20 protein-coding genes are annotated in these 25,480 nt (G+C 61.0%); 11 read left to right on the forward strand and 9 right to left on the reverse strand.

What is annotated here, in order from left to right; all coding sequences use genetic code 11:
- Positions 1 to 10: 10 nt before the first annotated feature.
- From D5261_RS24095 to D5261_RS24110, 4 genes are all read right to left on the reverse strand, one after another.
- Positions 11 to 2,959, reverse strand: a complete 2,949-nt coding sequence (locus D5261_RS24095) for a beta-galactosidase (protein WP_119319580.1) — start codon at positions 2,957 to 2,959, stop codon at positions 11 to 13.
- Between the two features lie 193 nt (positions 2,960 to 3,152).
- A complete protein-coding gene (locus D5261_RS24100; protein WP_119319579.1) occupies positions 3,153 to 4,151 on the reverse strand; it encodes a LacI family DNA-binding transcriptional regulator in 999 nt (332 codons plus the stop codon).
- 105 nt (positions 4,152 to 4,256) lie between these two features.
- Entirely contained in the window at positions 4,257 to 4,922 is a 666-nt protein-coding gene (locus tag D5261_RS24105) for a potassium channel family protein (protein ID WP_119319578.1), read from the reverse strand.
- Between the two features lie 14 nt (positions 4,923 to 4,936).
- The gene (locus tag D5261_RS24110; RefSeq protein ID WP_354673135.1) at positions 4,937 to 5,473 is read right to left on the reverse strand and encodes an NAD-binding protein; all 537 of its coding nucleotides are present in this window, start codon (positions 5,471 to 5,473) and stop codon (positions 4,937 to 4,939) included.
- 155 nt (positions 5,474 to 5,628) lie between these two features.
- On the opposite strand from D5261_RS24110, the gene D5261_RS24115 reads away from it, so the two are divergent.
- From D5261_RS24115 to D5261_RS24145, 7 genes are all read left to right on the forward strand, one after another.
- The gene (locus D5261_RS24115) at positions 5,629 to 5,955 is read left to right on the forward strand and encodes an ATP-dependent Clp protease adaptor ClpS (protein WP_119319577.1); all 327 of its coding nucleotides are present in this window, start codon (positions 5,629 to 5,631) and stop codon (positions 5,953 to 5,955) included.
- Positions 5,952 to 7,220 carry an aspartate aminotransferase family protein gene (locus tag D5261_RS24120; RefSeq protein WP_119319576.1) on the forward strand — a complete coding sequence of 423 codons (1,269 nt, stop codon included), beginning with the start codon at positions 5,952 to 5,954 and terminating at the stop codon, positions 7,218 to 7,220. Before D5261_RS24115 ends, D5261_RS24120 begins: the two co-directional genes overlap by 4 nt.
- Positions 7,221 to 7,329: 109 nt before the next feature.
- The gene (locus D5261_RS24125; RefSeq protein WP_165863923.1) at positions 7,330 to 7,905 is read left to right on the forward strand and encodes a CAP domain-containing protein; all 576 of its coding nucleotides are present in this window, start codon (positions 7,330 to 7,332) and stop codon (positions 7,903 to 7,905) included.
- A 24-nt stretch (positions 7,906 to 7,929) separates the two neighbouring features.
- Positions 7,930 to 8,724: a type III pantothenate kinase gene (locus D5261_RS24130; RefSeq protein WP_119319574.1), complete on the forward strand. Its 795-nt coding sequence runs from the start codon at positions 7,930 to 7,932 to the stop codon at positions 8,722 to 8,724.
- A 34-nt stretch (positions 8,725 to 8,758) separates the two neighbouring features.
- On the forward strand, positions 8,759 to 9,763 hold the full coding sequence (dusB, locus tag D5261_RS24135) for a tRNA dihydrouridine synthase DusB (protein WP_218025486.1): 1,005 nt from the start codon (positions 8,759 to 8,761) through the stop codon (positions 9,761 to 9,763).
- Positions 9,760 to 10,713, forward strand: coding sequence for a hypothetical protein (locus D5261_RS24140; RefSeq protein WP_119319573.1), 954 nt, complete (start codon positions 9,760 to 9,762; stop codon positions 10,711 to 10,713). Before dusB ends, D5261_RS24140 begins: the two co-directional genes overlap by 4 nt.
- Positions 10,714 to 10,734: 21 nt before the next feature.
- Positions 10,735 to 11,643 (forward strand): hypothetical protein, encoded by a 909-nt coding sequence (locus D5261_RS24145; protein ID WP_119319572.1) that lies wholly within the window; start codon positions 10,735 to 10,737, stop codon positions 11,641 to 11,643.
- Positions 11,644 to 11,771: 128 nt separating this feature from the next.
- Here D5261_RS24145 and D5261_RS24150 read toward each other — a convergent pair whose 3' ends face one another.
- The 4 genes from D5261_RS24150 to D5261_RS24165 are packed head-to-tail and all read right to left on the reverse strand — an operon-like array spanning position 11,772 to position 16,418.
- Entirely contained in the window at positions 11,772 to 12,323 is a 552-nt protein-coding gene (locus D5261_RS24150) for a DUF5658 family protein (RefSeq protein ID WP_119319571.1), read from the reverse strand.
- 39 nt (positions 12,324 to 12,362) lie between these two features.
- Positions 12,363 to 14,045 (reverse strand): DNA repair protein RecN, encoded by a 1,683-nt coding sequence (gene recN, locus D5261_RS24155; RefSeq protein WP_119319570.1) that lies wholly within the window; start codon positions 14,043 to 14,045, stop codon positions 12,363 to 12,365.
- A 30-nt stretch (positions 14,046 to 14,075) separates the two neighbouring features.
- Positions 14,076 to 14,930: an NAD(+)/NADH kinase gene (locus D5261_RS24160; protein ID WP_165863922.1), complete on the reverse strand. Its 855-nt coding sequence runs from the start codon at positions 14,928 to 14,930 to the stop codon at positions 14,076 to 14,078.
- Between the two features lie 57 nt (positions 14,931 to 14,987).
- Positions 14,988 to 16,418, reverse strand: a complete 1,431-nt coding sequence (locus tag D5261_RS24165; protein WP_125205789.1) for a tetratricopeptide repeat protein — start codon at positions 16,416 to 16,418, stop codon at positions 14,988 to 14,990.
- A 310-nt stretch (positions 16,419 to 16,728) separates the two neighbouring features.
- On the opposite strand from D5261_RS24165, the gene glnA reads away from it, so the two are divergent.
- The 4 genes from glnA (at position 16,729) to D5261_RS24185 (ending at position 22,664) form a co-directional block, all read left to right on the forward strand.
- The gene (glnA, locus tag D5261_RS24170; RefSeq protein ID WP_119319567.1) at positions 16,729 to 18,147 is read left to right on the forward strand and encodes a type I glutamate--ammonia ligase; all 1,419 of its coding nucleotides are present in this window, start codon (positions 16,729 to 16,731) and stop codon (positions 18,145 to 18,147) included.
- Positions 18,148 to 18,429: 282 nt separating this feature from the next.
- The gene (locus D5261_RS24175; RefSeq protein ID WP_119319566.1) at positions 18,430 to 21,867 is read left to right on the forward strand and encodes an aspartyl protease family protein; all 3,438 of its coding nucleotides are present in this window, start codon (positions 18,430 to 18,432) and stop codon (positions 21,865 to 21,867) included.
- A 99-nt stretch (positions 21,868 to 21,966) separates the two neighbouring features.
- A complete protein-coding gene (locus tag D5261_RS24180) occupies positions 21,967 to 22,317 on the forward strand; it encodes a BON domain-containing protein (protein ID WP_119319565.1) in 351 nt (116 codons plus the stop codon).
- 11 nt (positions 22,318 to 22,328) lie between these two features.
- Positions 22,329 to 22,664, forward strand: a complete 336-nt coding sequence (locus D5261_RS24185) for a copper amine oxidase N-terminal domain-containing protein (protein ID WP_119319564.1) — start codon at positions 22,329 to 22,331, stop codon at positions 22,662 to 22,664.
- A gap of 343 nt (positions 22,665 to 23,007) precedes the next feature.
- Here the strand turns inward: D5261_RS24185 and D5261_RS24190 are convergent, their stop codons facing one another.
- On the reverse strand, positions 23,008 to 25,443 hold the full coding sequence (locus D5261_RS24190; protein WP_119319563.1) for an MFS transporter: 2,436 nt from the start codon (positions 25,441 to 25,443) through the stop codon (positions 23,008 to 23,010).
- Positions 25,444 to 25,480 lie beyond the last annotated feature (37 nt).

The raw sequence follows: 25,480 nt of genomic DNA on the forward strand, positions 1-25,480 counted from the left end.
GGCGGCCTGCTTACTTGGCGGCGATATTCACAACGCCGTTATTCCAGCTGGCGACGTCTTCGATCCTCAGGTGGATATTCTCGGCGCCCATGCCGTCTTCATCGAAAACAATCAGAGAGTTAGCGCCGGATTTCAGCCAGCACTCGGGAATATAAAGCCCTTCCACATGCAGCGTTTCCGGATAACGGCCGATGTTATGCCCGTTGACCCAGATGAAGCCATGCGCCTTCGGATCGGGAACAACGCGGATCACTGCGTTTTCTCTGGAAGAGCCGTCGTATGCAAACGTGGTTTGGTAATAGCGCGGGACGCCCGGCGCATCGCCGCCGGTCGGCTTCCAGTCCGTAATGGCGGCGGGTTCGCCGATGCCGCCGCGCATCTTCCAGCCGGTGATCGGCGTGCTGTCCGTGAACGCGGTCAGGGTGACCGGCTTCAGGACGCCGCCAGGGCCGTTGGTATTCTGCACCAGGACGCTCAGGATATTCGGCTTGCCGGGAAGAAGTACGCCGTCAAGCGGCACGCTAAAGGCTTGATCCCAGCCAGAGTGCGTGGCGAGCTTCTTGCCGTTGACATAAATCACGCCAATGTCGTCCACGCTTTCAAAGCGCAGCGTTCCGGTAGGACTAGCTCCCTGGATCGCGGGAAGCGTGGTCTGATACCAATAGAATTCCCCGCCGGATTTGAAAGCGTCAACGCCTACTTTGATCGGAACCAATGCGGGATCGCCGGGAACAGGAATGGGATCATTCTCCTTGGCCGGCTTGCCCACCCAGGCGTCCAGGGGATAGGAGGCGCTATTCGGGGAGCGCAAAAACGCCGGGCCGACGAGTCCCTTGGAATCGTAATCGGTGATCGGTCCCATATACCCAAAGATCTTGTCGCGGCCAGCGTGCGTGGCGAAGATCGCCAGGGAGTGTGTTCCCGCCGGCAGATCCAGCACGAGCGGATTGACTGTGTCTTTCGTCGGCTGCACGCGTTTCCCATCGAGAAATGGGATCAGACGATCTCGCGCGGAGTTGAACCAGAGAGCGTACTCTCCAGCCGCCGAGGCGTTGATGTGCGTACGATACCAGGCGTAAGCCGTTCGGTCGCCGTCGACGCCCATCTGCTCGGGATCGCGCGAGGCTCTCCATCCGCTGTCGTCCATGCCCGCCGCCTGGGCCGTCACGAGATGTTCCTTCCAGGTTCCCAGATGAGGAGCAGTTGTCGGAACGCCGCTGGCGGCGTCTGCGGCGTCTTGCGCGCCGCCGTCGATGGAGGGGCCATAGACCCAGACACGCCCCGGCGCGACGTCCAGCGGACTTTGCGTATCCAGCGCCAGACCTCGCGCCGTCGCCGACACATCGCCGACATACGCAGGCCCGGTCATAAGATAGCTGCCGGCGCCTGCCGTGACGGACCAGGTCTTGAGCGCCTGATCGATCGACATGGCGAGAATGCGCACATGATTGCCGCCCGAAGAGAGCCGGAACTCGGCGGGCGCGCCCTCCGAGAACAAGATCTTCAGCGTCTTCTTCCCATCAGCGTCCGTCGCCCAGCTTCCGGCAGGCCCTGTCACTACAGCGCCTGCTGGAGCGTCAAACGTCATCTCTCCGGGTTCGCCGGGATGACCGTAGACAACCAGTGTTTTCTCGCCGTTTTGATCAAAGAGCCCGAGTATTCGAGTCGCGGAAAAGGCGATCTTGATCGAGCCGGCGACTGCAAAGCCCGACACAATTGGGACGACTTCAAATTTATCGAACTGGATCGGTCCGGCAGATGGATACACACGGCCCGAAGCATCCTTGACCTGGCTCACACACGGCGATTTCCCTTTGTTGTCCAGAAAAACGATCGTTCCCGCCGGACTCTTGCGCGCGGTGATCGCAATTTCAGCGTTGGTCGCCGCTCCGGAATAGGCGCTGGTCGCGTTGACGCTGTCTTCCAGCACATCCTGAAAGCCGCGCGCAAAGTAGGCGGCGTTTTTCAGCAAGTAATAGTCGGGACGGATATCCCCCGCCTGACCGATCGGGCAGCCGTAGTCATAGCTGGCGGCGTCCTCATTATTGTTCCAGTAACCAAAGTTCGTGCCGCCATGGAACATATAGTAATTGTAGCCATTGCCGCCATTTGCCAGCACTCGCCATGTCGAATGACGCCGCTCTTCTGGATTGTCCACCGGTCCATAAATGCTGAACCAGCCCGGATAAAACTCCGTCGAAAACCAGGGGTTGGTCCGGCCGACGCTGTCCCAGGGCTCATCGCCGGGATCGGCTTCGTGATGCTCTCCGCTGAAGAAATACGGAACTTCGATCCCCATGGAAATCGCCTTCGCCTGGAGATGCTTGAAGTAATTATTGGGGATCGAAGTTCCCCAGGACTGCGGATGCTCGTTTTCCAATTGCACCATGATTACGGAGCCGCCGCGATGAATTTGATTCGCGGCGACAATCGGCATAATCTTGTCGAACCACCGATCCATATACTTCTCGAATTCCGGATTATCTTCGCGAACGCGGACGCCAGGCTTGAAACGCAGCCAAATCGGATAGCCGCCGCTGTCCCATTCGGCGCAGACGTAAGGGCCGACGCGCACGATCGCGTACATGCCCAGTTCCTTGACCAGTTTGAGAAAGGCGTTGATGTCTCGATCGCCGGTGAAATCCCACTGCCCCTCCTGCTCCTCATGGAAGTTCCAAAAGGCGTATGTCTCCACCGTATTGAGGCCGGCCCGCTTGAACTTCAGCAGTCGATCGCGCCACAGCGCGCGCGGAACGCGCGGATAATGCAGGCTGCCCGAGGCGATAAACGTTCGATTGCCGTCAATGAGAAAACCGCGCCCGTCGAAGTCGATCCGCGCCTTGGCGGCCGGCGCCGGCGGGAACATTCCATCGTCGGCGCGGCACTGCGCGGACGCCGACAGGGCAAGCGCGCAAAGCGCGGCGGGGGTGAAAACATGGCGCAAGAAGAACCGATGCATGGATTATCCTATCGTTCCAAGAGTTTGATTTACACGTGATAATCATTGTATCACGAGAAGGCACATTTGGCAAGAGCCGCCCGAGTTTATTTAATAGACTTGAAATTCGTAAGAGGAGGGTGTGCCGCCGGAGCAGTATCGTAAAGCGATGCGGCGCTTCTCACAGAAGATCCGAGTGTGAGCGCGGCGCAAATCAGGTCGTATCCCCGATCCGCAAATGGACGGGGACGATCGTTTCGCGCGCAACTTCCTCGCCGCGAATCGCCGCCGCCAATACCGACGCCGCTGTTCGCGCCACCTCGGCCCAGGGCGCAACAACGGTCGTCAGCACTCCGGGAAGATCGAACTGCCCCGTCAGTCCATCGAACCCCGCCATGGCGACATCCTGTGGGGTTCGCAAACCCTCGTCCCGGCAATAGCGCGCGACTGGCGCCAGCGAAAGATCTCTCCAGCCCGTAACCACGCAGGGATAATTAACGGCGTCGGAGAGGAATGCGGCTTCCCTGGGATCGAGATCCGAATCCTCATCGAACGCGATCACCGTGACATTCAGGCCGAGAACGCCGGCGGCGTCCATAAACCCTTCAAAGCGACGCCGGCTGGAGACGATCTCCAGCCTCTTGCGCCGATAAAGCACACGATGGTAGCCGCGATCGGCAAAGTGTTCGGCAAGCAGCTTGCCGCCGCCATAATCATCGGAGACAATCGAGGGAAACTGCGCAATCGCGTCGACAATGGCGACAATCGGGAGGTGGGATTTGCTGAGCAAGTCCAGCACGGCGGCGTCCCCCTGCGCATGCAGGACAAGACCATCGATCTTGCCGCCGAGCAGGCTGCGGCGTAAATCCATTCCGCTCAGGCTTCTGTGAATGAGAAGGTCTTTGTTCTCCTTCACAGATCCATCCACCAGTCCGCCAATGATCTTTGCGGTGAATTCGTCCTCGGAGCTGAGCAGGCCGCCGACATTGAGGAAGCCGAAGGTATCCGTGGCGCCCCGCTTCAGTGAATTGGCGATCTCATTTGGAAAGTAGCTCATTTCTTCGGCCGCCCGAAGAATTCGCCGCCGCGTGTCCTCGGAAACGCGAATTCCCGGCTTACGGTCGTTCAGCACCGACGAGACCGTAATTCTCGATACCCCAACGCGCTCCGCGACATCCTGCATCGTTGGGGGACGCTTGCGTTCTTCAGTCATACGGCTATTTTGCACGTTTTTTATTGTTTATACAAGAAGCGGCTTTCACAGGTCGCGATCACCGACTCTGTAACATGGAGTTCGCCAGGGGGCGTATCGCTCGGACTAATCGTGCGCTTCGCCGAACACGTCTCGCAGCTGCTGTTCGTCGTCGGCGTGCACCATCACGATGACGGTGTCGTCGTTTTCGAAGCGGGTGTCGCCCTGCGGGAGCAGCGCGTTGTCGTTACGGACGATGGAGATGATCAGCGCGTTTTTGTCGAGCGGGAGTTCGCGGATCGTGCGGCCCAGGACCGGGGATCGTTCGGAGACGGTGATCGCGACGACTTCGATGTTGCCGTTCTTTAATGCGCCCAGCGGAATGACTTCGCCGGTTTCAATCTGTTGCTCCAGCAGGTTGAAGATGATCTGCGTGCTGGAAACGGTGGTGTCGATGCCGAGCTGCTGGAAAAGCTGCTGATTGGCGGGGTTGTTGACGCGAGCCACGGTGCGCGGCGTCGTAAACTTCTTCTTCGCCATCTGGCAGATGACGAGGTTGTCTTCGTCATCTCCGGTCACGGCGACCACGACATCGGCGCGGCCGAAACCGGCTTCGGCCATCAATCGGACTTCGCAGCCGTCGCCCTGCACCACCACGTCGCCCAGCTCCTCGGAGAGCATGGCGTAACGGCGGCGGTCCTTTTCCATGAGCGCGATTTCGTGACCTTCGGCGATCAGTTTCTTGGAAAGATAGTAGCCGATCTTTCCGCCGCCGACAATAATAATGTACATCGTGACGCCCTTCGCTAACCTAACTGTGCCGGATACTCAACATCCCACGCTTCGAGCCGCTCCTGCCAGGCGCCGGACTCTTCGGTCTGAAGCACGGCCGCATGGAGTACGCCCGCCGCGATCGTGGTGGTGCACAGGGTAATGATTCCCATTTCCCGGTACGCCTGTGACCGGATCGGGTCGTAAATACGCGCGTGGACTCTCGGAATGGAGAAAACTTTCTTCGCGACCTGAGCGGCCATAATGTTGGTGTTGTCGCCCTGAGTGACGGCGATAAAGACGTCGGCTTTACTGAGGCCGGCCTTTTCGAGCGTATCGCGATCCAGACCGGTCCCGACCACGCGCTGACCTTTGAATTTCGTGCCCAGGCGGCGGAACGCGTCACTGGTGATATCGATCACCGTGACGTGGTGGCCTTCCTGCGACAGTTGTTTGGCGAGAGTAGAGCCGACTCGGCCGCAGCCCAGAATGACCACATTCAGGGGTGAGGCAGTGGATAACGACATTGTCAGGAGACCTCCAACGCCAAGGAAGCGTTCAGCAAAGAGGATACACTTTGTGTCCCGGTGATGTCAACCCCGGACGTTCCCAGGCGCCCGCAATTTGGCGGGTTATCAGCAGCGACGCAAGCGGGTATAATAAACGCAAATCCTCGTGCGATTTCAAAGGGCGGCGCGCCGAGCCGCGACCATGTGGAGAGTTTTGTATGTCCCAACGCATCGATCTGATGCCGGCCACCGCGCCGGCGGAAGAAATTACCGAAAGCCCAAACGAGCAGACGCAGCATAGCCCGCCGGAAACCGACAAGCCGTATGTCGTGATCGTGTATGACGACGATTGGCATTCCTTCGGCGATGTCGAAGTGCAGCTTCAGAAGGCCACCGCCTGTACTTTGGAAAAGGCGGAAGCCCTGGCGCGCGAAATCGATTCCACCGGACGCGCGATCGTCTTCGCGGGCTCTGATGTGGAGTGTGAGCGCGTCGCGAACGTGCTGCGCGAGATCCGTCTTCAGGTGGAAACCGACCGCGCGTGACACCGTCCCCTCGCCTCTTGACGCCGATTCCCGGGCCAAAATCCCGGGACCTCGCGGCGCGCCTGCGCCAAAGCGAAAGTCCCAACATCACCTATCTCGCCGACGACTTCCCGGTGTTCTGGGAAAGCGCGTCCGGCTGCTGGGTCACTGATGTTGACGGCAATGTCTTTCTCGACCTCACGGCCGCTTTCGGCGTCGCGGGCGTCGGCCACAGCCATCCGGATGTCGTGGCCGCGATCCAGCGCCAATCCACCCGTCTCATTCACGGCATGGGCGATGTCCACCCGTCGGATGTCAAAGTTGCTCTTTGCGAACGCATCGCTTCGCGTGTTCCCATCTCCGAAGCCCGGGTCATCCTTGGTCAGAACGGCGCCGACGCCGTTGAAGCCGCGCTCAAGACCGCCGCGCTCGCGACCGGCCGGCGCGGCGTCCTCGCCTTCGAAGGTGGGTACCACGGCCTCTCCTACGGAGCGCTCGACGCCACCTTCCGCGACGACTTCAAAGCCCCATTCCGGGCGCAGCTTGGCGCGTTCACCTCGCACATTCCATACGGCTGCGCGCTGGACGACATCGCGCGCATCGTCACAACGCAGGAAATCGGCGCCGTGCTCGTGGAGCCGATCCAGGGACGCGGCGGCATCATCGTCCCGCCCTCCGGATGGCTGGCGGGCCTGCGCGATCTCTGCGCGGCTCACAACGTCCTCCTGATCTTCGACGAAATCTTCACGGGCTGGGGCCGTACGGGAGATTGGTTCGCGTGCCAATATGATGATATTCTTCCGGACATCCTCTGTATTGGCAAGGCCATGGGCGGAGGAATGCCGATCTCCGCCTGTGTCGCCGGCAAGGATGTCATGAGCGCATGGCCGGTGTCCCTGGGCGAGGCGCTCCACACCAGCACGTTTTTGGGCAACCCTCTCGCCTGCGCCGCGGCGCTTGCCGCGACGGACGTGATGTCACGCGAAGATCTGCCGGCGCGCGCCAAAGAGTCCGGCGCGTACTTTATCCACAGGCTTCAGGACTTACAAGACCGATATCCCGGCCATATCCATGAAGTGCGTGGACGGGGCCTGATGCTCGGCTTGAAGTTCTCCTCTCGTTCGTTTTCCCTCGATCTCGTGACGCGCGCCCTGCGGGCAGGCTTAATCATTCTGCCCGCCGGCGATGGGAGCGTGATCGAATTCGTGCCGCCTCTCATCATTACCCACGAAGAAATCGACTGCGCCATCGGCATTCTCGATGCTCTCATGCGCATCACGGCCTGATTTTCCCGTACCTGGTAGTACTCCCGGTTTTCCTTGCCCGCCCTTATACGCCGACTTATCCAACCCGATAACTATGTTATCAACGGCTGCGGCAAGAAGGTGGACCGGGATGAAGAAGCAAGAAGTCGGGCGTATCTTTTCGTTATGTTTCGCATTGGCGGCGATCGCGCCGCCAATGCCAAGCATAGCGGCTCCCAAAACGACGATCCAGGTTCATTCCCAGGCGCCTGCCGCCGGCATGCCCACGCCGAGCGAAGCCGAGTTCATTCAGCGCGTCAACGCCGAGCGCACTAAGCGCGGCCTGAACGCCCTAACGCTCGATCCCGTGCTGATGGAAACCGCCCGCGCTCACTCCCGCGATATGGGCGAGCGCGACTACTTCAGCCATCACTCCCCTGCCCCGGCGCCCAAAACCCCGATGCTCCGTTACGTCAAAGACCTGGAAAGCTGCGGCGGCTCCGAGCCGGACACGATACTGGTCGGCGAAAACATCTACTATTGCAGCGTCTATACCAAAGATTTCGGCGTCAAATACGGACACCAGTCGCTGATGGAGAGCCCGGCGCACCGCGCCAATATTCTGGAGCCGCGTTTTCAAAAGGTCGGCGTCGGCATTTATATCGATCCCATCGGCCAGTTCTACGTCACCGAGATGTTCCTGCGCGACACTCCGTCGAGTTCTTAGGACTAGCGGCGGTATAATGTCCGCATGCTTCTTGTTATCGACGCCGGCAACACCAACGTCACCTTCGGCATCTTCGAAGGCTCTCAGCTCATCACGCACTGGCGCATTCGTACGGAGCATGGACGCACCGGCGATGAATACGCGGCGCTGCTCACGACGCTGTTTCAATCGGAAAACCTTCGCTTCACGGATATCGACGGCATCTGTATCGCGAGCGTCGTTCCGAGCGCGACCACGGACCTGCGCCGTCTGGCCGAACGACACTTCCAGCACGACCCGCTCGTCGTCTCGGGCGAGATCCCGCTTGGCCTCACCGTCCGCTATCATCCCGTGACGGATATCGGCGCGGACCGTTTGGTGGACGCCGTCGCCGCCGTCCACAAATACGGCGCCCCGTGCATCGTCATCGACTTTGGAACGGCGACCACGTTCAACGCCATCGCGGCGCCCTCGGCGCCTGGCGAACCGCCGGTTTATCTCGGCGGCGCGATCTGCCCGGGAATCGCCCTGTCCGCCGAAGCGCTGTTCTCCCACGCGGCGAAACTCGCCGCCGTGGAGATCGTCCGGCCACCGCATGCGATCGGCGCGAACACCGTCCACGCCCTGCAATCGGGAATGCTGTTTGGTTACGCCGCGCAGGTCGACGGCATGGTCGCCCGTTTCCGCGCCGAAATGAACGCTCCCGATTGTCCCGTGATCGCTACCGGAGGCCATGTCTCCGTGCTGATCTCGGAAGTGGGAACGAGCATTACGGCGACAGAGCCGCTGCTGACATTAGAGGGATTGCAGCGGGTTTACGCGCACAGTCAAACGAACTAGCCGCTCGTTTCTCGTATGGTATAATAGCGCTATCATGTCTTTGATCCAAACAACGCCGCTGCAGCCGCTGCGGATCGGGCCGATTACGATCGACACGCCGCTGGTGCTGGCCCCCATGGCCGGCGTCACCTCCCACGCCTTCCGTTTGCTCTGCAAGCAGTATGGGGTCGGCCTTGTCGTGACCGAGCTGCTTTCCTCCCACGCAATTCACTATAAGAACGCCAAGACGTTCGGCATGTTCGACTGGAACGACGCCGAGCGCCCGGTTTCCGTGCAGTTGTTCGGCGGCGATCCGGCGATGATGGCGGAGGCGGCGCAAGTGGTCGAGGCCGCCGGCGCGGATATCGTCGATCTGAATATGGGATGCTGGGTGCCGAAGGTCGCGAAGACCGGCGCGGGCGCCACGCTGCTCAAAGATGTCTGCCTCGCGCAGAGCGTCGTTAAGGCGATGGTGGATGCCGTGAAGATCCCGGTGACGGTCAAAATCCGTTCGGGATGGGATTCGACGCAGACGACGGGAATCGAATTCGCCCAGCGGGCGCAGGACGCCGGCGCGGCCGCCATCGCGGTCCATGCGCGGTTTGCGAGCCAGGGCTTCACGGGACACGCCGACTGGTCGATCATTCGACGCGTGAAGGATATCGTGACGATCCCGGTCATCGGCAACGGCGATGTGGAGACGGCCGAGGACGCCAAGCGGATGTTCGAGGAAACGGGCTGCGACGCCGTCATGATCGGACGCGCGGCGATGGGCAACCCCTGGATCTTCGCCGACGTCAAGCGCTTCCTCACCACCGGCGAGCACCTACCGCCGCCCACGCTCGACGAGCGCATCACGGCGTCCCTCTTTCATCTCACGACCATGGCCGCCGATCCGCATGTCGGCGAGGAGCGCGCCGTCAAGGAGATGCGGGGATTGATCACGCATTACTTCAAAGGCTTCAACGGAGTTTCAGCGCTGCGAGCTCTGCTCGTCAAAGCCAACAGCATTCAGGAAGTGACTGATTTATTGCATCATGAAAGGCGACGCAGCGCATGATCACGGAACCGACGACCGAAGCGGCGGCGCCGAAGCCGTCCGTCTCTTATCACCGATGGCTGCAAACACCTGTTGCCGTCGGAGCCGCATATTTCGCGTATAACGTTGCGATCCCTAACGTTCCAATCGAAAAACTTCGCCTGCCACAGTCAGTACTGTCGATCCTTGTTATCGCATCCACTCTGGTCTTTATGTTCCTGCTGCTTTGGGTCCCGCGCGCCATAATCGCGCGGGAGTGGAACACAGCCAAATGCATTCAAGGCGCACTTTTATTTGGAGTGCTTTGGGCAGTTACGACATTCGCTTGGCATGCTAAACACACATATCATGTGAGACCAAGTATTCGAGGTTTAATGCTGGCTGTTTCGCTGGCGTTCTTTGGGGCGCTGCTCTCACGGATTGTTCGCGAAGCCAAGATGCTCCTGCCAATTGCATTAGTGGCTATGGTGATCGATGTACTAGGGGCTATGATGCCGAGGGGATTTACCAGGGACATCTATGAGCAACACCCAGGCGTCATTCCTAGCTTCTCAGTTCCTATGCCTGGCATTGGCTCCCTGGAACCCATCTCATATGTTGGACCTGGCGATGCGCTCTTTATTGCTTTCTTTTTTGGAATTGTCCAGCGTTACCGTCTAAATATGTCTGGCACATTCTGGATGATGTTCGGATTGCTTTCAGCAGCCATGCTGGCGGTCAATGCTGGTGTGGGAAATATTGCGGCGCTTCTTCCCATGGGGATTGCCGTGATCGTGGCGAACTTTCGCTACTTTAAGTTCGATCGATCTGAAATGTTTGCAATGATTTACGCCGGCATTCTCGCTGTCGTGCTGGCAGCCGGCTTTTTCGCCTTCTCACATAAGCAATTTTTCGGGAAGAAGCCGTCACCCGCGCGCGCCCAAGGGACGCTCCCTCTCCAGCAAACTGCGCCAAGCGCCAAAAAGAATTAAACACGAGAGGCGACGGAGCGCATGACCAGCCAACGCTTTCGCATCATTAATCTTGCCGCGGTCAAAGAAAATCCGTGGCCGTATCGCGCGCTGATCTTTTCCCTGATCTATCTCGCCTTTGATTGTCTTCTGCCGCTGATTCGTCTCGATCCAAGGCATCTCTCCAGGCCGCAAATCGCCGGCCTGGTCATTCTTTCCACGCTCGCCTTCATGCTGCTCCAGATGGCGATCCCGCGCGCGATTGTTGGAATGCGCTTGCCTGTCCGGCAATCCCTGGTAGGAGTGGCGCTTTCCGCGCTGATCTGGTGGCTTTGCGTGGTGGTGAAGATCCCGTTTCGGGAAATGCCCTATGCGCTCGCCGTAGGCGTGTTCCTGCTGGATAAAGCGCTGGTGGGGCTTTCGCTGACGGTCGCGCTGGCGTTTCTGGGCATGATGCTCTCGGTGATTATCCGCGAGCCGAAACTGCTTTTGCCCATTGCGCTGGTGATCATGGCGATCGATGTGGTGGGAGTTTTGACGAATATCGGCTTTACGGCCAACACCATCGCGCAGCATCCGGAAGTCGTCCACCGTGTTTCCGTGGCGATGCCGTCGGTAGGCGGACTTCAGCCGCAGGCGTATGTCGGCCCGGGCGACGCGCTGTTCATTCCGTTTTTCTTCGGGATCGTCGAGCGATTGCGCCTGAATATGCGCGGGACATTCTTCACGATGTACGGCCTGCTGGCGCTGGCGATGATCCTCGCGGTGATTGGAGTAGGAAATATTCCGGCGCTCTTCCCCATGGGTTTCGCCGTCGTGCTGGCCAATTCCAAGCACTTTAAGTTCGATCGATCGGAAGTATTTGCGATGATTTACGTGGGAGGGTTAGCCACCGCCGCCGTGCTGGGCTTTTTCCTCTTCACGCACACGCATCTCTTCCACGCGCATTAAGACAAAGAGGATAAACCATGGAAACACGAGTTGACGGAGAAAAGCGCCGCGTTCTGCTGCTGGAGACCGATGAGCGTCCGGGGCTCGTCGCGGCTCTGGCGGCGGAATGCGCGGCGCAGAATGTGTCGTTAGAGATTACCACTGGGCCGGGGCACGTTTTGATTACCTTTGTCGCCACCGACGACCGGGTTGACGTTTTGTCCGGGGCCTTGCGGAGCGTTCCCGGGGTTACCGGGGTTTCGCCGTACCTTGTCGCCACGCTTGTGGGGCGCTAAGGCGTTCGCCCAGCGCGGATCGACTCCGTTGTTGGGCGCGGCGTTCGCGCTGGAGCTGATCTCTTCCGGCTCAGCCGGCTTCGGGTACAGATGCGTCGTCACCAGGAAGCATTCCCAGAACACGACCATCAAGTAGACCAGGCATCCCGCCGTGATGATGATCCGGGACTTACGAATGCTGCTAAGCGAGATCCCCTCGCACGCCAGAACGACGACCAGGACAAGCAAAAATTTATAGATGGCGAAACCGGCCAGACCATAATGCTCCATGATAAAAACGGCGATTCCATTGGCTTCATCGCCATGGAGCCGGAAAATCAGTCCCGTCAAGAACAGGTCGAACATATTCAGCAGCAGAAAACCCAGGTACTCCTGGGCGAGAAGAACATCCTTTTTAAAAAACATGGCGGCGGCGCTCCTTTGCTCTTCCTCTCGTAGCGGCTCTTAGCGGGCGGCCAGCATGTCTTTCGCATGCTGCACCACGGCTTCCGTCCTTTTGCTGCCCCCCAGCATCCGCACAATCTCGTCCACGCGCTGCTCCGTCGTCAGCGGCGCGACGGTGACGGACGTTCGTCCCTGGGCGACATTCTTCTCAATATAAAAATGGTCGCCGGCGCGCGATGCGATCTGCGCCAGATGCGTGATGCAAAGGATCTGCGACTCGCGGCCCAGCGCTTCCAGCTTTTCTCCCAAAACCTGACCGGTGCGGCCGCCGACGCCCACGTCGATTTCGTCGAAGATCATCGTCGGCATGCCGCCCTCGCGCACGATGACGGATTTCATCGCCAGCATGATGCGCGACATTTCGCCGCCCGACGCGATCTTGGCCAGGGGGCGCAGCGGCTCGCCGGGATTGGGCGACAGCAAAAACTCAATATGGTCAGCGCCTTTGCTCGTCACCGGCTGCGCTTCGATGCTGACTTCGAACTTCGTCGCCGTCATCCCCAGATCGCCCAGCTCGGCGGCGATCTTGGAAGCGAAATCTTTCGCGCCCGTCTTGCGCGCCGCCGTAAGCTTCGCCGCGACCTTCGTCAAGTCATTCTCGCCCTTCTCGATCTGCGCCGTCAGGTCCGCCTCGCGCTCCTCGGAGTTTTCCAAGCGGTCCAAATTTTCCCGCAGCTCGACGCCGTAGGCCAGGATCTCCTCAACCGTGTCGCCGTATTTACGTTTCAAGGTCCGGATCAGGTTCAGGCGGCTTTCGATCTCTTCCAGCCGCTCGGGGTCGTACTCAATCGCTTCCTGGTAGCTGCGCAGTTCGTGCGCGCCGTCCTCCAGATACGACAAAGCGCCCTGGATCATCTCTACGACCGGCGCGAGCGTTTCGTCCATGCCGCTGGCGTGCTCGACGGACGCCAGCGCGGCGTTCACGAGGTCCAGAGCGCCTTTGCCGCTATCGTCGCCCGTCAGATAAGCGTGCGCCTCCGCTGCGCCCGTCGCCAGTTTCTCCGCGTTCGCGATGCGGCTGCGCTCCGCGCCCAGGTCATCCTCTTCCCCAGCGGCTAAGCTCGCGGCGTCGATCTCTTCCTGCTGGAACCGATACAGATCCAGCGTCCGCGTGCGCTCGCGGGCGTCCAGCCGCAGGCGCTCCAGCTCACGCCGCAGCCCGTTCAGTTCGGACACGCGCGCCGCCACATCGGCGCGCAGCGCCAGCACGGATTTTCCCAGCCATTTGTCGAGGACATCGATATGCCGATCGGCGGCCAGCAGCGATTGATGCTCGTGCTGTCCATGGACATCGACCAGATTCTCCCCGACTTCCTTCAAGGTGGACACCGGCATCAGACGACCATTGATACGGCACTGAGACTTGCCGCTGCCACGCCGTAGTTCGCGCGTGATCAGCAGCACCGCCTCATCATCGGTCTCCAGCCCCAGCTCCGCGATCTTCTCGCGTACGGCCGGCGGCTCCCCCGAGATATCGAAGACCGCCTCGACCACCGACCGGTCCGCTCCGGTGCGGATCAAATCGTTCGCATTCGCCCGCTCTCCGAGGACCAGCCCCAGCGCATCAATGATGATCGATTTTCCGGCGCCCGTTTCCCCCGTCAAAACATTGAGCCCTGGACCAAACGTCAGCGACAGCCGGTCGATCAGGGCGAAATTTTCAATATGCAGTTCCTGAAGCATTCACACATCCTGGTCGGAAAATTCGTTGCTTTAGTACACCATTCGTTCGCCCCAGCGCAGTTTGCTCTGGAGCTTGTCGTAAAAGTCGGCGCCGCCGACGGTGAGAAGGCGGGCGGGATAGGGCGACCGGCGCACCTTGATTTCATCGCCCGCGAGCAGCGGGAAGCCGACCTGACCGTCGACGGTCACGCGGACCATGTCCTGCGGGTCGCGCTCGACGACGATTGTGATCTCGGCGTCCTCGGGCACAAGCAGCGCGCGCGCCGTCAGCGTATGCGGACAGATCGGCGTCACAAGGATCGTCTGCATGCTCGGATGAACCAGCGGCCCGCCGGCCGAGAGCGAATACGCCGTGGACCCCGTCGGCGTGGCGATGATGATCCCATCGGCCGCATAAGTCGTCACATATTTGCCGTTGACCGACATGCGCAGATGCAGCACGCGGGACAAAGGACCGTTGGCGATCACCACATCGTTCAGCGCGAACGCCGACGCTTGATCTTCCTCGTCGGCGCCGCGCAGCGATTCGCAGCGTAGCATCATCCGCTCATCGACGGTGAAATTGCCGCTGAGCAGGGCGTCCAGCGCCGGGTTCAAATCCTCCGGCGACACTTCCGTCAAAAAGCCGAAGCGACCCAAATGTATCGGAAGCATCGGCGTGCCTTTGGACGCGCACTCGCGCGATGTCGCCAGGATCGTGCCGTCGCCGCCCATCACCAGCACGGCGTCGGCGTCCGTCACTTCACTGTCGCTGAGACCGCGCCCGGCGTCGCCAATCTCCTCCGCCACATGATGCTGAAGCAGGACCGCTACGCCCCGAGCGCGCAGATATTCATCCGCCGCCTTGGCCACATGGAGCGCCGCGTCCTTTCCTGCATTCGCCATGATACCAATCGTACGCATGAACATAAACTTTAAGCGCCCATTTCGAGTGTAAAGATCTTATTTCCGAGAGAAGCGAGACACGTTTTCCCGCGCTTCTTTCAGATTCGGGTCGATTTGGACGGCTTTACGGTAGGCTGCCAGCGCTACAGTAGTTCTACCTTGTTTTTCGTAGACCACACCAAGATTATTTTGCGCGATGGCGTTTTTCGGATCGGCGTCGAGGGCCGCCTGAAACGCGTCGATCGCGGTCACGAGATCGCCGAGCGCCTCATGCGCCAGCCCACGGCTGTTCTGGGCGTTGGAATTGCGCGGCTCGGCCTTCGCGACATTATCGTAGAGGGTGACGGCGTCCAGGTAATTCTTCTGCGCGTAGTACAGATCCGCAAGCGCCAGCTTGATATCGAGGTCGTCCGGCTTGTTCTCCAGCGCCGTTTTGAGTTCGCCCTTCGCCTTGGCGTAGTCGCCCTGACGCGTGTAGATCTCTCCAAGCGCCACATGCGCCTCCGCGCCGTCCGGATCGGCGTCGGCAACTTGGTTAAGCAGCGCGATCGCCTCGTCCGTCTTGCCGGCGTCGCCGAGCGCGATGCCGAGATTGAGCGTGGTGGCCTTGTCGCCCGGCTTGATCTCCAGCGCCTTTCGATACGCGGCGATGGAGGCCAGCAGGTCGCCGGCGCGCGATTGCACGATCGCGAGATTGAACCAGGGCGCGAACTCCTTCGGCTGCAAGCGCGAGGCGACCTGGAACTCACTGATCGCTTCCGGCTGCCGGTTCGTGGCGGCGTAAGCCTCGCCCAGCGCGAAATGCGCGGGGTATTTGTGCTCGGTCCCAAGCGCGACGGCGCGGCTGAGCGCGCCGATCGCCTTGCCGGTGTCTCCGGTCTGCTGATACAAAAGACCGGCGTTCAGCCATGCCGACGAGTTCTTGGGATCGATCGCGGCGGCGCTTCGGTAGGCTTCGGCCGCCGGCGCGAACTTCCCGGACTTCTCCAGCGCGTATCCCAGATTGATATATGTCGGCGCGGACGGCTGCCGCGCGATGGAAAGCTGATACTCCTTGATGGCCGCCGGATACTGCTCCAGCTGTGCGTAGGCGTTGCCGAGATTGAAATGCGCCGAGGCGCTGGCGGGAGTCGCCGCCGTGACGATCTTGTATTCGGCGATAGCCGCGTCGGTCTGGTTCGCCTTCAAGTACGCCGCGCCGAGATTGTTATGCGCGGAGTAATCCTTGGGCGTGATCGCGACCGCCTGCTTGAGATGGAGGATGGCGTCCGCCGCGTCGTTGTTCCGCAGATAAATGTAACCGAGGAGTCCGTGCGCCGGGCCGTCCTGCGGAGCGGCGACAAGGTATTGTTTCAGTTCGCTTTGCGCCGCCGCAAGGTTGCCGGACTTGTAATCCTTCACCCCTTGCTGATAAAGCTGGTCGGCGTCAGGCGCGGCGAAAGCCGCGGATGTCGCCGCCAGAACGAGGGCCGGTAGTAGAATTCCCATCCATTGCTTCAACAGTTTCTCGCTCCAGGTATAAATGATAGGTAATTATAGCAGAATCCTACCCCTGAATAACGCGTGCGCCGCCTCTTGACAAACCGTTCGTTCGCTCAGTATACTGAGACCGAGTTTGAGCTGGCGCCCTCTGAAAATAGAGAACACCGACGTTCCTGTTGCGGCCCAGTGCGATACGCGTTACTGTGTCGCACCCCGCGTCAGGGACTTTTTTTGTGTCCGCCGCCATTCCCCGTCATCCAAGCCGCGGATGTGAGCGATTTCCGAAAAACTAACGCTAAGGAGACATGATCCCCAGATGGCAAAAACAGCCAAAGACGTCCTGAACCTGATCAAAGAGAAGGAATTGAAGTTTGTCGACGTGAAATTCGTCGATGTGCCCGGTACGTGGCAGCACTTCACCCTCCCCGCCCACCGATTTACCGAGGATAACTTCACCGAGGGAATGCCGTTCGACGGCTCCTCCGTGCGTGGTTTCCAGACAATCGATGAGTCGGACATGCTCCTGGTCCCCGACGCGGACAGCGCGATCATCGATCCCTTCACCGAAATCCCGACGCTCTCGATCATCGCGGACGTCGAAGATCCGATCACTCGCGAGAAGTATCCCCGCGACCCTCGCAACATCGCCAAGAACGCCGAGGCTTACCTGACCTCCACCGGCATCGCCGACACGGTCTACCTCGGACCCGAGGCGGAGTTCTACGTCTTCAACGACATCCGCTACGGCCAGACGGCCAACACCGGTTTCTACGCCATCGACTCCGATGAAGCGGCCTGGAACACGGGACGCGACGAGAAACCGAACCTCGGCTACAAGATGCGCACCAAGGAAGGCTACTTCCCCGTGCCGCCGTCCGACACCCTTTCCGACCTGCGCGGCGAGATGGTCATGACCCTGCTGGAAGCGGGCGTGGAAGTTGACGTCCACCACCACGAAGTCGGCAACGCCGGCCAGGGCGAGATCGGTCTGAAGTACAACACGCTCGTGAAGATGGCGGACCACCTCCTTCTGCACAAGTACATCGTCAAGAACGTCGCCGCCCAGAACGGCTACACCGCCACGTTCATGCCCAAGCCGATCTTCCAGGACAACGGCTCCGGCATGCACACCAGTGTCTCGATGTGGAAGAACGGCTCGAACGTTTTCTACGATGAGAAGGGCTACGGCGGCCTGTCCGAAACGGCGATCTACTACATCGGCGGTATCCTGAAGCATGCGAAGGCGCTCCTGGCCTTCGGCGCGGCGTCCACCAACTCCTACCGCCGCCTGGTGCCGGGTTACGAAGCTCCGATCAACCTGGTCTACTCGGCCCGGAACCGCTCGGCCGCGATCCGCATCCCCGTCACGCAGAACCCGAAGGCCAAGCGTGTCGAGTTCCGCGCTCCGGACCCGACGGCGAACCCGTACCTGCTCTTCTCCGCATTGGTGATGGCGGGCATCGACGGTATCCAGAACAAGATCATGCCCCCGGCTCCGGTCGACAAGGATATCTACGAACTGGCTCCTGAAGAGAAGGCCGGCATCGCGCAGACCCCCGGCTCCCTGGCCGAATCGCTCGACGCCCTCGAAGCCGACCACGACTTCCTGCTCAAGGGCGACGTGTTCACCAAGAGCCTGATCGAGACCTACATCGACTACAAGCGAGTTCGTGAAGTGGAAGGCGTCGCTCTGCGGCCCCATCCGTACGAGTTCTACCTGTACTACGACTGCTAGGATTTCGCAACCACAGCCCGCGCTTCACAACGAAGCGCGGGCTGTTTTTATGAGTTCAGAACTCTTCCCTCCTTCTCTGGCAAACCCACCCCCGGCCTTCGGCCGACCCCTCCCGCGACGGGAAGGGTTAGTAAGATTGCCTCTTACGAGAGACGCCTGCGACATCGATCCGAATCACCCTTCCCGTCGCGGGAGGGGTCGGCCGAAGGCCGGGGGTGGGTTTGCAAGCGAGGGGGCTCCGAAGGAGCGGGGGCAGGTCACGATATCTGGTACAATATCCCCGTGAAATACGCAATCTTCGCGCGATGCGCGCCGCCCGTGCTTTTGTTCGTCTCGCTCGCCGCTCCGGCGGCGCAGGCGGCTTCGTCCCCTTCCTCCGAAACCCTGACTTCCGTGCTGGCGAAGCACGCGAAGGCGGTGCTCGTCCCAGGCGTTAAACAGCCGGACGGGGATCAGGAGACGGTCTATACGATCAGCGCCGGCGGACTCTTCGGCACGCTTCAGGAGACCAACGCCAAGCCGCGTAAGTTCCGCGTGGATATGATTTTGGGACCGCTCCATGAGATCACGGCGGACAACGGCGTGACCGGATGGTCGCAGGACAGCACCGGCAACGTGCGCGTGGTGCGCGGCGCGGAGCTGACGGAAAACAGGGCGTCGGCGTCGTTTTCGCTGGAGTCTTACGACCCCATCAAGGACGCCAAAAAAGGCAAGGTGAAGCTTCGGGCGGGGCGAGAGACGGGGACGGGCGCTTTTATTCTCGATGTCGCGCCGACCGGCGGGACGGCGCAGACGATCTATGTGAACTCCAAAACGTACATGATCGATAAGATCGTGGCGCATACGGGCGCGGTTTCCGGCACGGTCGCCATCCGATCCTACAAGGCCGTGGAGGGCGAACGCCTCCCGGCGGTGCTGGACATCAGCTACGCGGGCCTGCCGTTCACCGTGCGCGCGGAGCTGAAATCGTCTCAGCACATCGCCAAAGCCGATCCGGCTCTCTTCCAGGTCCCAGATTCCGCGAAGGACTACGAGTTCCTCGCGGCGGCGGCCGACAAATCCGTCGACGTTCCCTTTACGTTCGATCAGGGCGAAATCGTCGTCGCCGCCACAATCAACGATCATCCCGTGCGGCTGATCGTCGACAGCGGCGCCGGCACGAGCTTTATCACCGGCAAGGCGTCGGACGCCATCGGCCTCAAGCCGCAGGGCGATATTGCGGCGGTGGGATACGGCGGCGCGGCCGCGACCGGGATCGCCACGAAGGCGACGATCGATTTGCCGGGACTGGCGCGAATCCACGGGCAGCTAATCTATGTGATCAAAGATTCCAAAGTCGCGCAGGCATTGAACGATCGGGCGCAGGTGGACGGCGCGCTGGGCTACGATCTGTTCGCGCGCTTCCGCGTTCACATCGACTACGATAAGCATATTCTGCGGCTCACGGACCACAGCGTTCCCGTCTCGGCATCGGCCGGGGCCACGCACTGGCCGATCCGCCTGATCAATAAAACTCCCGTCGCCGCCGCCATCATCGACGGCAAGCACGCCGGGAACTTCCTGGTAGACACCGGCGATACCGGCTCCGTTCACCTGTATACGCGCTTCGCGCGCAAGAACGGGCTGCTCCCGACGGCGGCTACTCCCGGCGCGACATCGCGGACGGGCGTCGGCATCGGCGGCGCGATCAGCGAAACCCAGACCGATGGTCATACGCTGACCATCGGCAAAATCGGGATCCGCAATATTTCGGTCTCCACGATCGCCGGCGCCGGCGTCTCCGATCTGTCGGAGCTTGCGGGCGGAATCGGCGGCGACGTGCTGAAACGGTTCGACGTCACATTTGACTATCCCAACCTGACGATCTTGCTTGAGCCGAAGATCTTCGATACAGGATCATCCACATCCAATCCGGCGCCGGCCCTGACGCTGGACGATATTCTCAAGCGTCATTTGCGGGCGATGGGCGGCGAGGATGCGCTGCGCGCGATCCGGAGCACGCGGATTCGCGGGACGATCGACACCGGCGGCGTTATCGGCCAGCTCACGACGGCCTTCGCCGAGCCCGGCAAGGAGTACGAGGAAGACCAGATCGGCATCCTGAACGTCAAGCAGGGTTACGACGGCGCCAGCGCCTGGCGGCGCGACAGCAACGGCAACACGCGCCTGCTCTCCGGCGATGAGATCAAAGACCTGCGCAATCAAGTCTTCTTCGACACCAACTCTTACGTTTTCACGGACAAGGTTCCCGGCAAGCGCGCGCTGCGCGCCGCGCGCGAGCCTGGAACCGGAAACTACATCGTGGATGTCACGCCCGACGGCGGCAAGCCCAGCACGATTTACTTCGATCCGATCAGCTTCCTTCTCGTCAAAGAACAGCATAACGACGACGATGTGGTCTCGACCACCACCTTTTCGGACTTCGTACGGATCGGCGGCGTGCTTTATCCGCGCAAGCAGCATATCACGAACGGCAATGAGCGGTACGATGTGAACATCACCGCCATGAAGATCGAAAACAATGTCGATCTCGCCGGCGCGCTCTTCGCGCTGCCCGCCGTCTCTAAGAACTATACGTTCCTGAAGCCCGGCGCGCACTCGGCGACGATCCCGTTCGTGTTCGACGACGGCGCGATCGGGTTCAAGGCGCGCATCAACGGCAAACCAGTCGTATTGCTGCTCGACAGCGGCGCCAGCGGCATCGCCATCAGTCAAAAGGCGGCCAAGTCTCTCGGACTCAAACAGGGCGGATTTCTGGAGGCGCGCGGTTACGGCGGCTCGACGGACCTGCGCCCGATCGAGATGGACAGCCTGGAGATTCCCGGCGCGGTCAAGCTGACCAAGATCACCGCCGTCGCGGTGAACCTGCCCGAGGAGCTGGATAGTTTTCTCGGACATCCCGTCGCGGGATTTGTCGGGTACGATCTGCTGTCCCGTTTTGTCGTGCGCGTCGATTTCCCCAACCGCACGATGACGTTCACCGAACCTGCCGCCTTCCATCCCTCGCCGTCCGACGGCTCTCCGGTCCCCATCGCTCTGGAGGACGATATCCCCAACACCACGGCGCAGGTGGACACGCTGCCGCCGGCGCGCTTCTTGATCGATACCGGCGATGTCGCCGCCGTGCGCCTTTACGGGCCGTATGTGCAGGACAAGGGGCTGGCGAAGAAGTATCCGAAGGGAATGATCACCTCGGGCGGCGGCATCGGCGGAATCTCCGAGGCCCGGCAGGTTCGGGTCAAGACCGTCACGCTCGGGGGCATCGCGCTGACCGGGGTCCCGACGGATTTTTCTCTGGACGCCAAGGGCGGCGCGTCGCAGCTCAACGCCGGCTCGATCGGCTCGGGCCTGCTTTCGCGCTTCACCGTGACGTTCGACTATGCGAACAACCGGATCTTTCTGGGTCGTAACACCGGAAGCCTGAAACCGTTCGACACCCGGACGACGGGCGCGGGTCTCTCCGCCAGCACAGATGTCGATGGCAATTCGCACTACTTCATCGATTCCGCGATGCCCTCGGCGCCGATCGCCAAGGCCGATATTTCGCCGGCGGACGAGCTGCTCAAAATCGACGGACAGCCTGTTTCCAAATTAGGTCTTGCGCAGGCGCGGCAAGTGCTGTCAAAATACCAGGGAAAATCCGCCGCCGTGCTGGTGTTTCGGACGCCGCATGGGCGCTTCAAAACCGTACGGGCGGAGTTTTTCGACCCATTGCAATAACAAGCCCAAAAGACGAAGCGGCCGGGAGTTTTGTTCGGTCCAGGGTCTGGGTACATTCGAGCAACACCGGCTTTCAAAGCCGGGATACAAGGAGATACGATGCGTGAGATGATTCTGCGGCGACGCAGCCTGCCGGCCCTTGGACTCGCTGTCCTCTTGACAGCGTCCGCCCTGACGGGCTGTGGATCGAAAGGCGGCCAAGACACCGCCGCCTCCAATCCCAGCGCGGGGCAGGCCGGGGACGATGCTCTGATTGGAACTCAGGTTCAGAGCGCGGTCACCACGGATCCGAAGCTGGATGGAGCGGAGATCACGGCGGACGCCAAAGCGGGCGTCGTGACTCTGACCGGTACGGTCCCCGCCGCCGCCGGAAAAGCCGCGGCGGAAGAGGACGCAAAAAAAGTCGCCGGCGTGAAAAGCGTCGTGAATAGCCTCACCGTCAAGAAATAGGAGCACATCCCATGAGCTACACATTGAATGGACAGGCGGTCGCGTTGACCGAAGAACCGCATGAAAAAGACGGCGTCGTCTACGTGCCATTGAAAGAAGTCGTCACCGCCCTCGGCGGAACGGTCACCTGGGACAACGAAACCAAGACCGCCGCCGCGACCATCGGCCAGTGGACGGCGACGTTCCAGATGGCGGAAAACACCGCGGACGTCAACGGCACCGCCGTGACATACTCCGCCCCGTCCTATGTCGACAACGGCGAACTCTACGTTCCCGTCGACTTCTTCCAGCAAGCCTACGGCTACAAACTCGCCGGCTCCGGCACGGATGTCTCGCTGTCGGTTTGACCTACCCCGAGGGCGCCCCTGGCGCTTCGCGCCACCCCCTCCCGCCGACGGAAAGGGGTAACTCTTATGAGGGCGGCCTGCAAAAACGAAAAATCCCCATCGCCAGCAATAAAGGCGATGGGGATTTCGTGTTTATAACTCTTTCCAGTTTGCTGGGAGTTCACTGGGAAGAGTGTGATCGCCTGCGATTTTTGGTCTTCCGTCCGGCACGGACGGTCGGCGCGAAGCGCCCCCAGCCCCGTAATTTATTGCGGGGTCCCTAATGCGAAGCGTCCCCAGCCGGGTAATTTATTGCCCGGTACGCAAAAAACCTACCCCTGTGAGGGGGCGGGTCCCGCGTAGGTCACTCCGTCACCATCCTCACCAAAAACACTGCGAGTAAGATCTCCTCGGTCTCGACATCCGATTCTTTTCCCTGCCGGCGATCGTCCAGCCAGCCCAGCACGCGTCGTACCGGTTCGTTTCGCTCGGACACTTCGATATATTCCGTCAGTTTCCGCAGCATGGACAGGCATTCTGAAAGACGGCCCGCCGCGTAGGATTCCAGCGCCTGACGCGCGCGCGCGGCCATGCGCGCGGCGCCGGGCATGTTTTCGCGTTTGGCGCGCTGCTGGAGGCGTCGCTGAACGCTCATCAGGGTGCGGCTAACGACTTCGTCGCGCGCGAAGGCTTCGAGCGCGAGGTAGGGATAGAGAGAATCCCGACCGCCGACAATGCTGCCGACGGCGTTAATCGCCGAACGCCGAGCAATCGGCGTCGTGACCTTGTCCAGCGCGCGCAGCAGCGGCTCCAGCGCCGTGAGGCTCCCCACCCGGCCTAAGGCGTCGGCGAGCACCGTGACGGTCGCGGGGTCCGTTTCGCGGTCCAGAATCGCCGCCAGCGCGTCTCCCGTGGCGGGATCTTCGCGCTCGATCAGCGCCCGAATTGCCGTGGAGCGCACGGAGGGATCGGCGTCCGACGCCAGGCTGACCAGCAGATCCGAGACACGCGCGTCGTCGATACGGCCCAGCGCCTCCAGCGCGGCAAGCTGGCGCGACAGCGGACCGAGCTGCGCCGCCGCGGCGAGCGAGGGGAGCGCCGTCGGACTGCCGATCTTGCCAAGCGCCGTCGCGGCCGCATTGGTGATGCCCGAAGAGGGATCCGCAAGCTTGCTGACCAGCGACGTCACGGCGCGCTCATCACCGATCTCGCCCAGCGCCCGCGCCGCCTGCTCGCGGACCGGCAGCGCGACATCGTCCAGCGCGCGCACCAGCTCCTCTACCGCCACCGGCGTACGGATGGAGGCCAACTGCTCCGCGGCGGCCTGCCGCGACGCCATGCTGCCGCCTTTGGACAGCCTGCTGATACTGCGAAATGACGCAATCGGTTTTGTGGCGCGCAGCTGACCGATCACATAGCGCGCCGTGTTGCTGCCTTCCTCCCGGATCGGCTGCAGCAGCAAAAGCGCGACTGCCCGGAAGAACGCCGAAACGAGAAAGACGACGTGGAAGGAATTGCGCACGAGGCCGTGCTCGGGGAAATGCGTCGTCGCGAGGGCTGTGATGATCGCGCCGCCAAGCAGCGGCGCGATGCCGCCGACGATGCCCGTCGTCGCGCTGACCGCGCTGACATAAACCGTCCGCCGCTCCGGCGGCGCCATCCCAATCATCATGTTGAACTGCGTGAGGCCTACGCCGGCCCACGCCGCGCCCGAGATCAAGTTGAGCGCGCAGATATCCAGCTTCGAAAACGAGACGATTACTCGCCCGCCTTCGGCCACCGTCCAGAGGCCGGGGAAGCTGTCCGGCACGGTCACCAGCCACATAAACGGCGCCACCAGAACGAGCACATTGCAGATCGCCAGGATCGGCTTGTTGCCGTACTTGTCCGCCAAGTACCCCCACAGCGGCATCGCCCCCAACCCCGCGACGGATGCGACGGCCCCCAAAAGCTGCATGACCGTATAGTCATAATGGAGGTACTTGAGCTGGTAAACGGTGAAGAACTGGCCCGCGACACCCGGCGCGGCCGCGAGGATCGCATTGTAGAGCATGATCCTCAGAAAGTTTCGATCTTTGAACGGCGCGCCGTAGTAACGCAGCGCCGCCTTGGCGCCGGACGCCACCACATCGCTGCCGGCCGGCTGCGCGACATCGGGACTTCGAGATCCTAAAAAGAACGAGCAGCAGGCGAAGACGCTCGCCACGCCAAAGAGAATCCCAAACGCGATCGGCTCCGACATCGTCGCCCGCTTGGTCGCATGGTCGATAAACAGTCCGCCCACGATGCTCGCGACCATTCCGACAAAGCCCGCGTACATATTGCGCTGCCCAAAGTACCGCCCGCGGTAATCTTTGGGAACGAGATCGGAGATCCAGGCGGTCCAAAGCGGACCGCCCACATTCAGCAGGGCATTGGAGATGACGGTGAGGATGAGAAAGACGCCCACCCAGAGCGATTTCGGCAGCAAAAACGGAATCAGCAGCATCGGAATCCACAGGAGCCGTCCGACGATGGCGGTCCAGATCACGATCTGCTTGCGATTGCCGTAGCGCTGCGCGTAATAGGAGGAGACGAGCTGGAGAAGGCCGGCGAACGCGGGGATCGCCGCCAGAGCGCCGATAATGAAATCGCTGCACCCCAAATAAATCGCGAATCCGGTCTGGAACGCGCCGCCGACAAACGTCCCCCAGATGGTGGCGACGCTGCCCTCCACGGTCCAAAGCCGCAGCGCGCGCTGCACCGCCAGGCGGGACAATTCCCCCGTCGCCTCATCCGTCGTGTTACTCTGCTTGGTCACACATTAACGTTACGACGGTTGCGGCGGTATTCCTGCG

It is taken from the genome of Capsulimonas corticalis, from assembly GCF_003574315.2.
GTDB classification, from domain to species: Bacteria; Armatimonadota; Armatimonadia; order Armatimonadales; family Capsulimonadaceae; genus Capsulimonas; species Capsulimonas corticalis.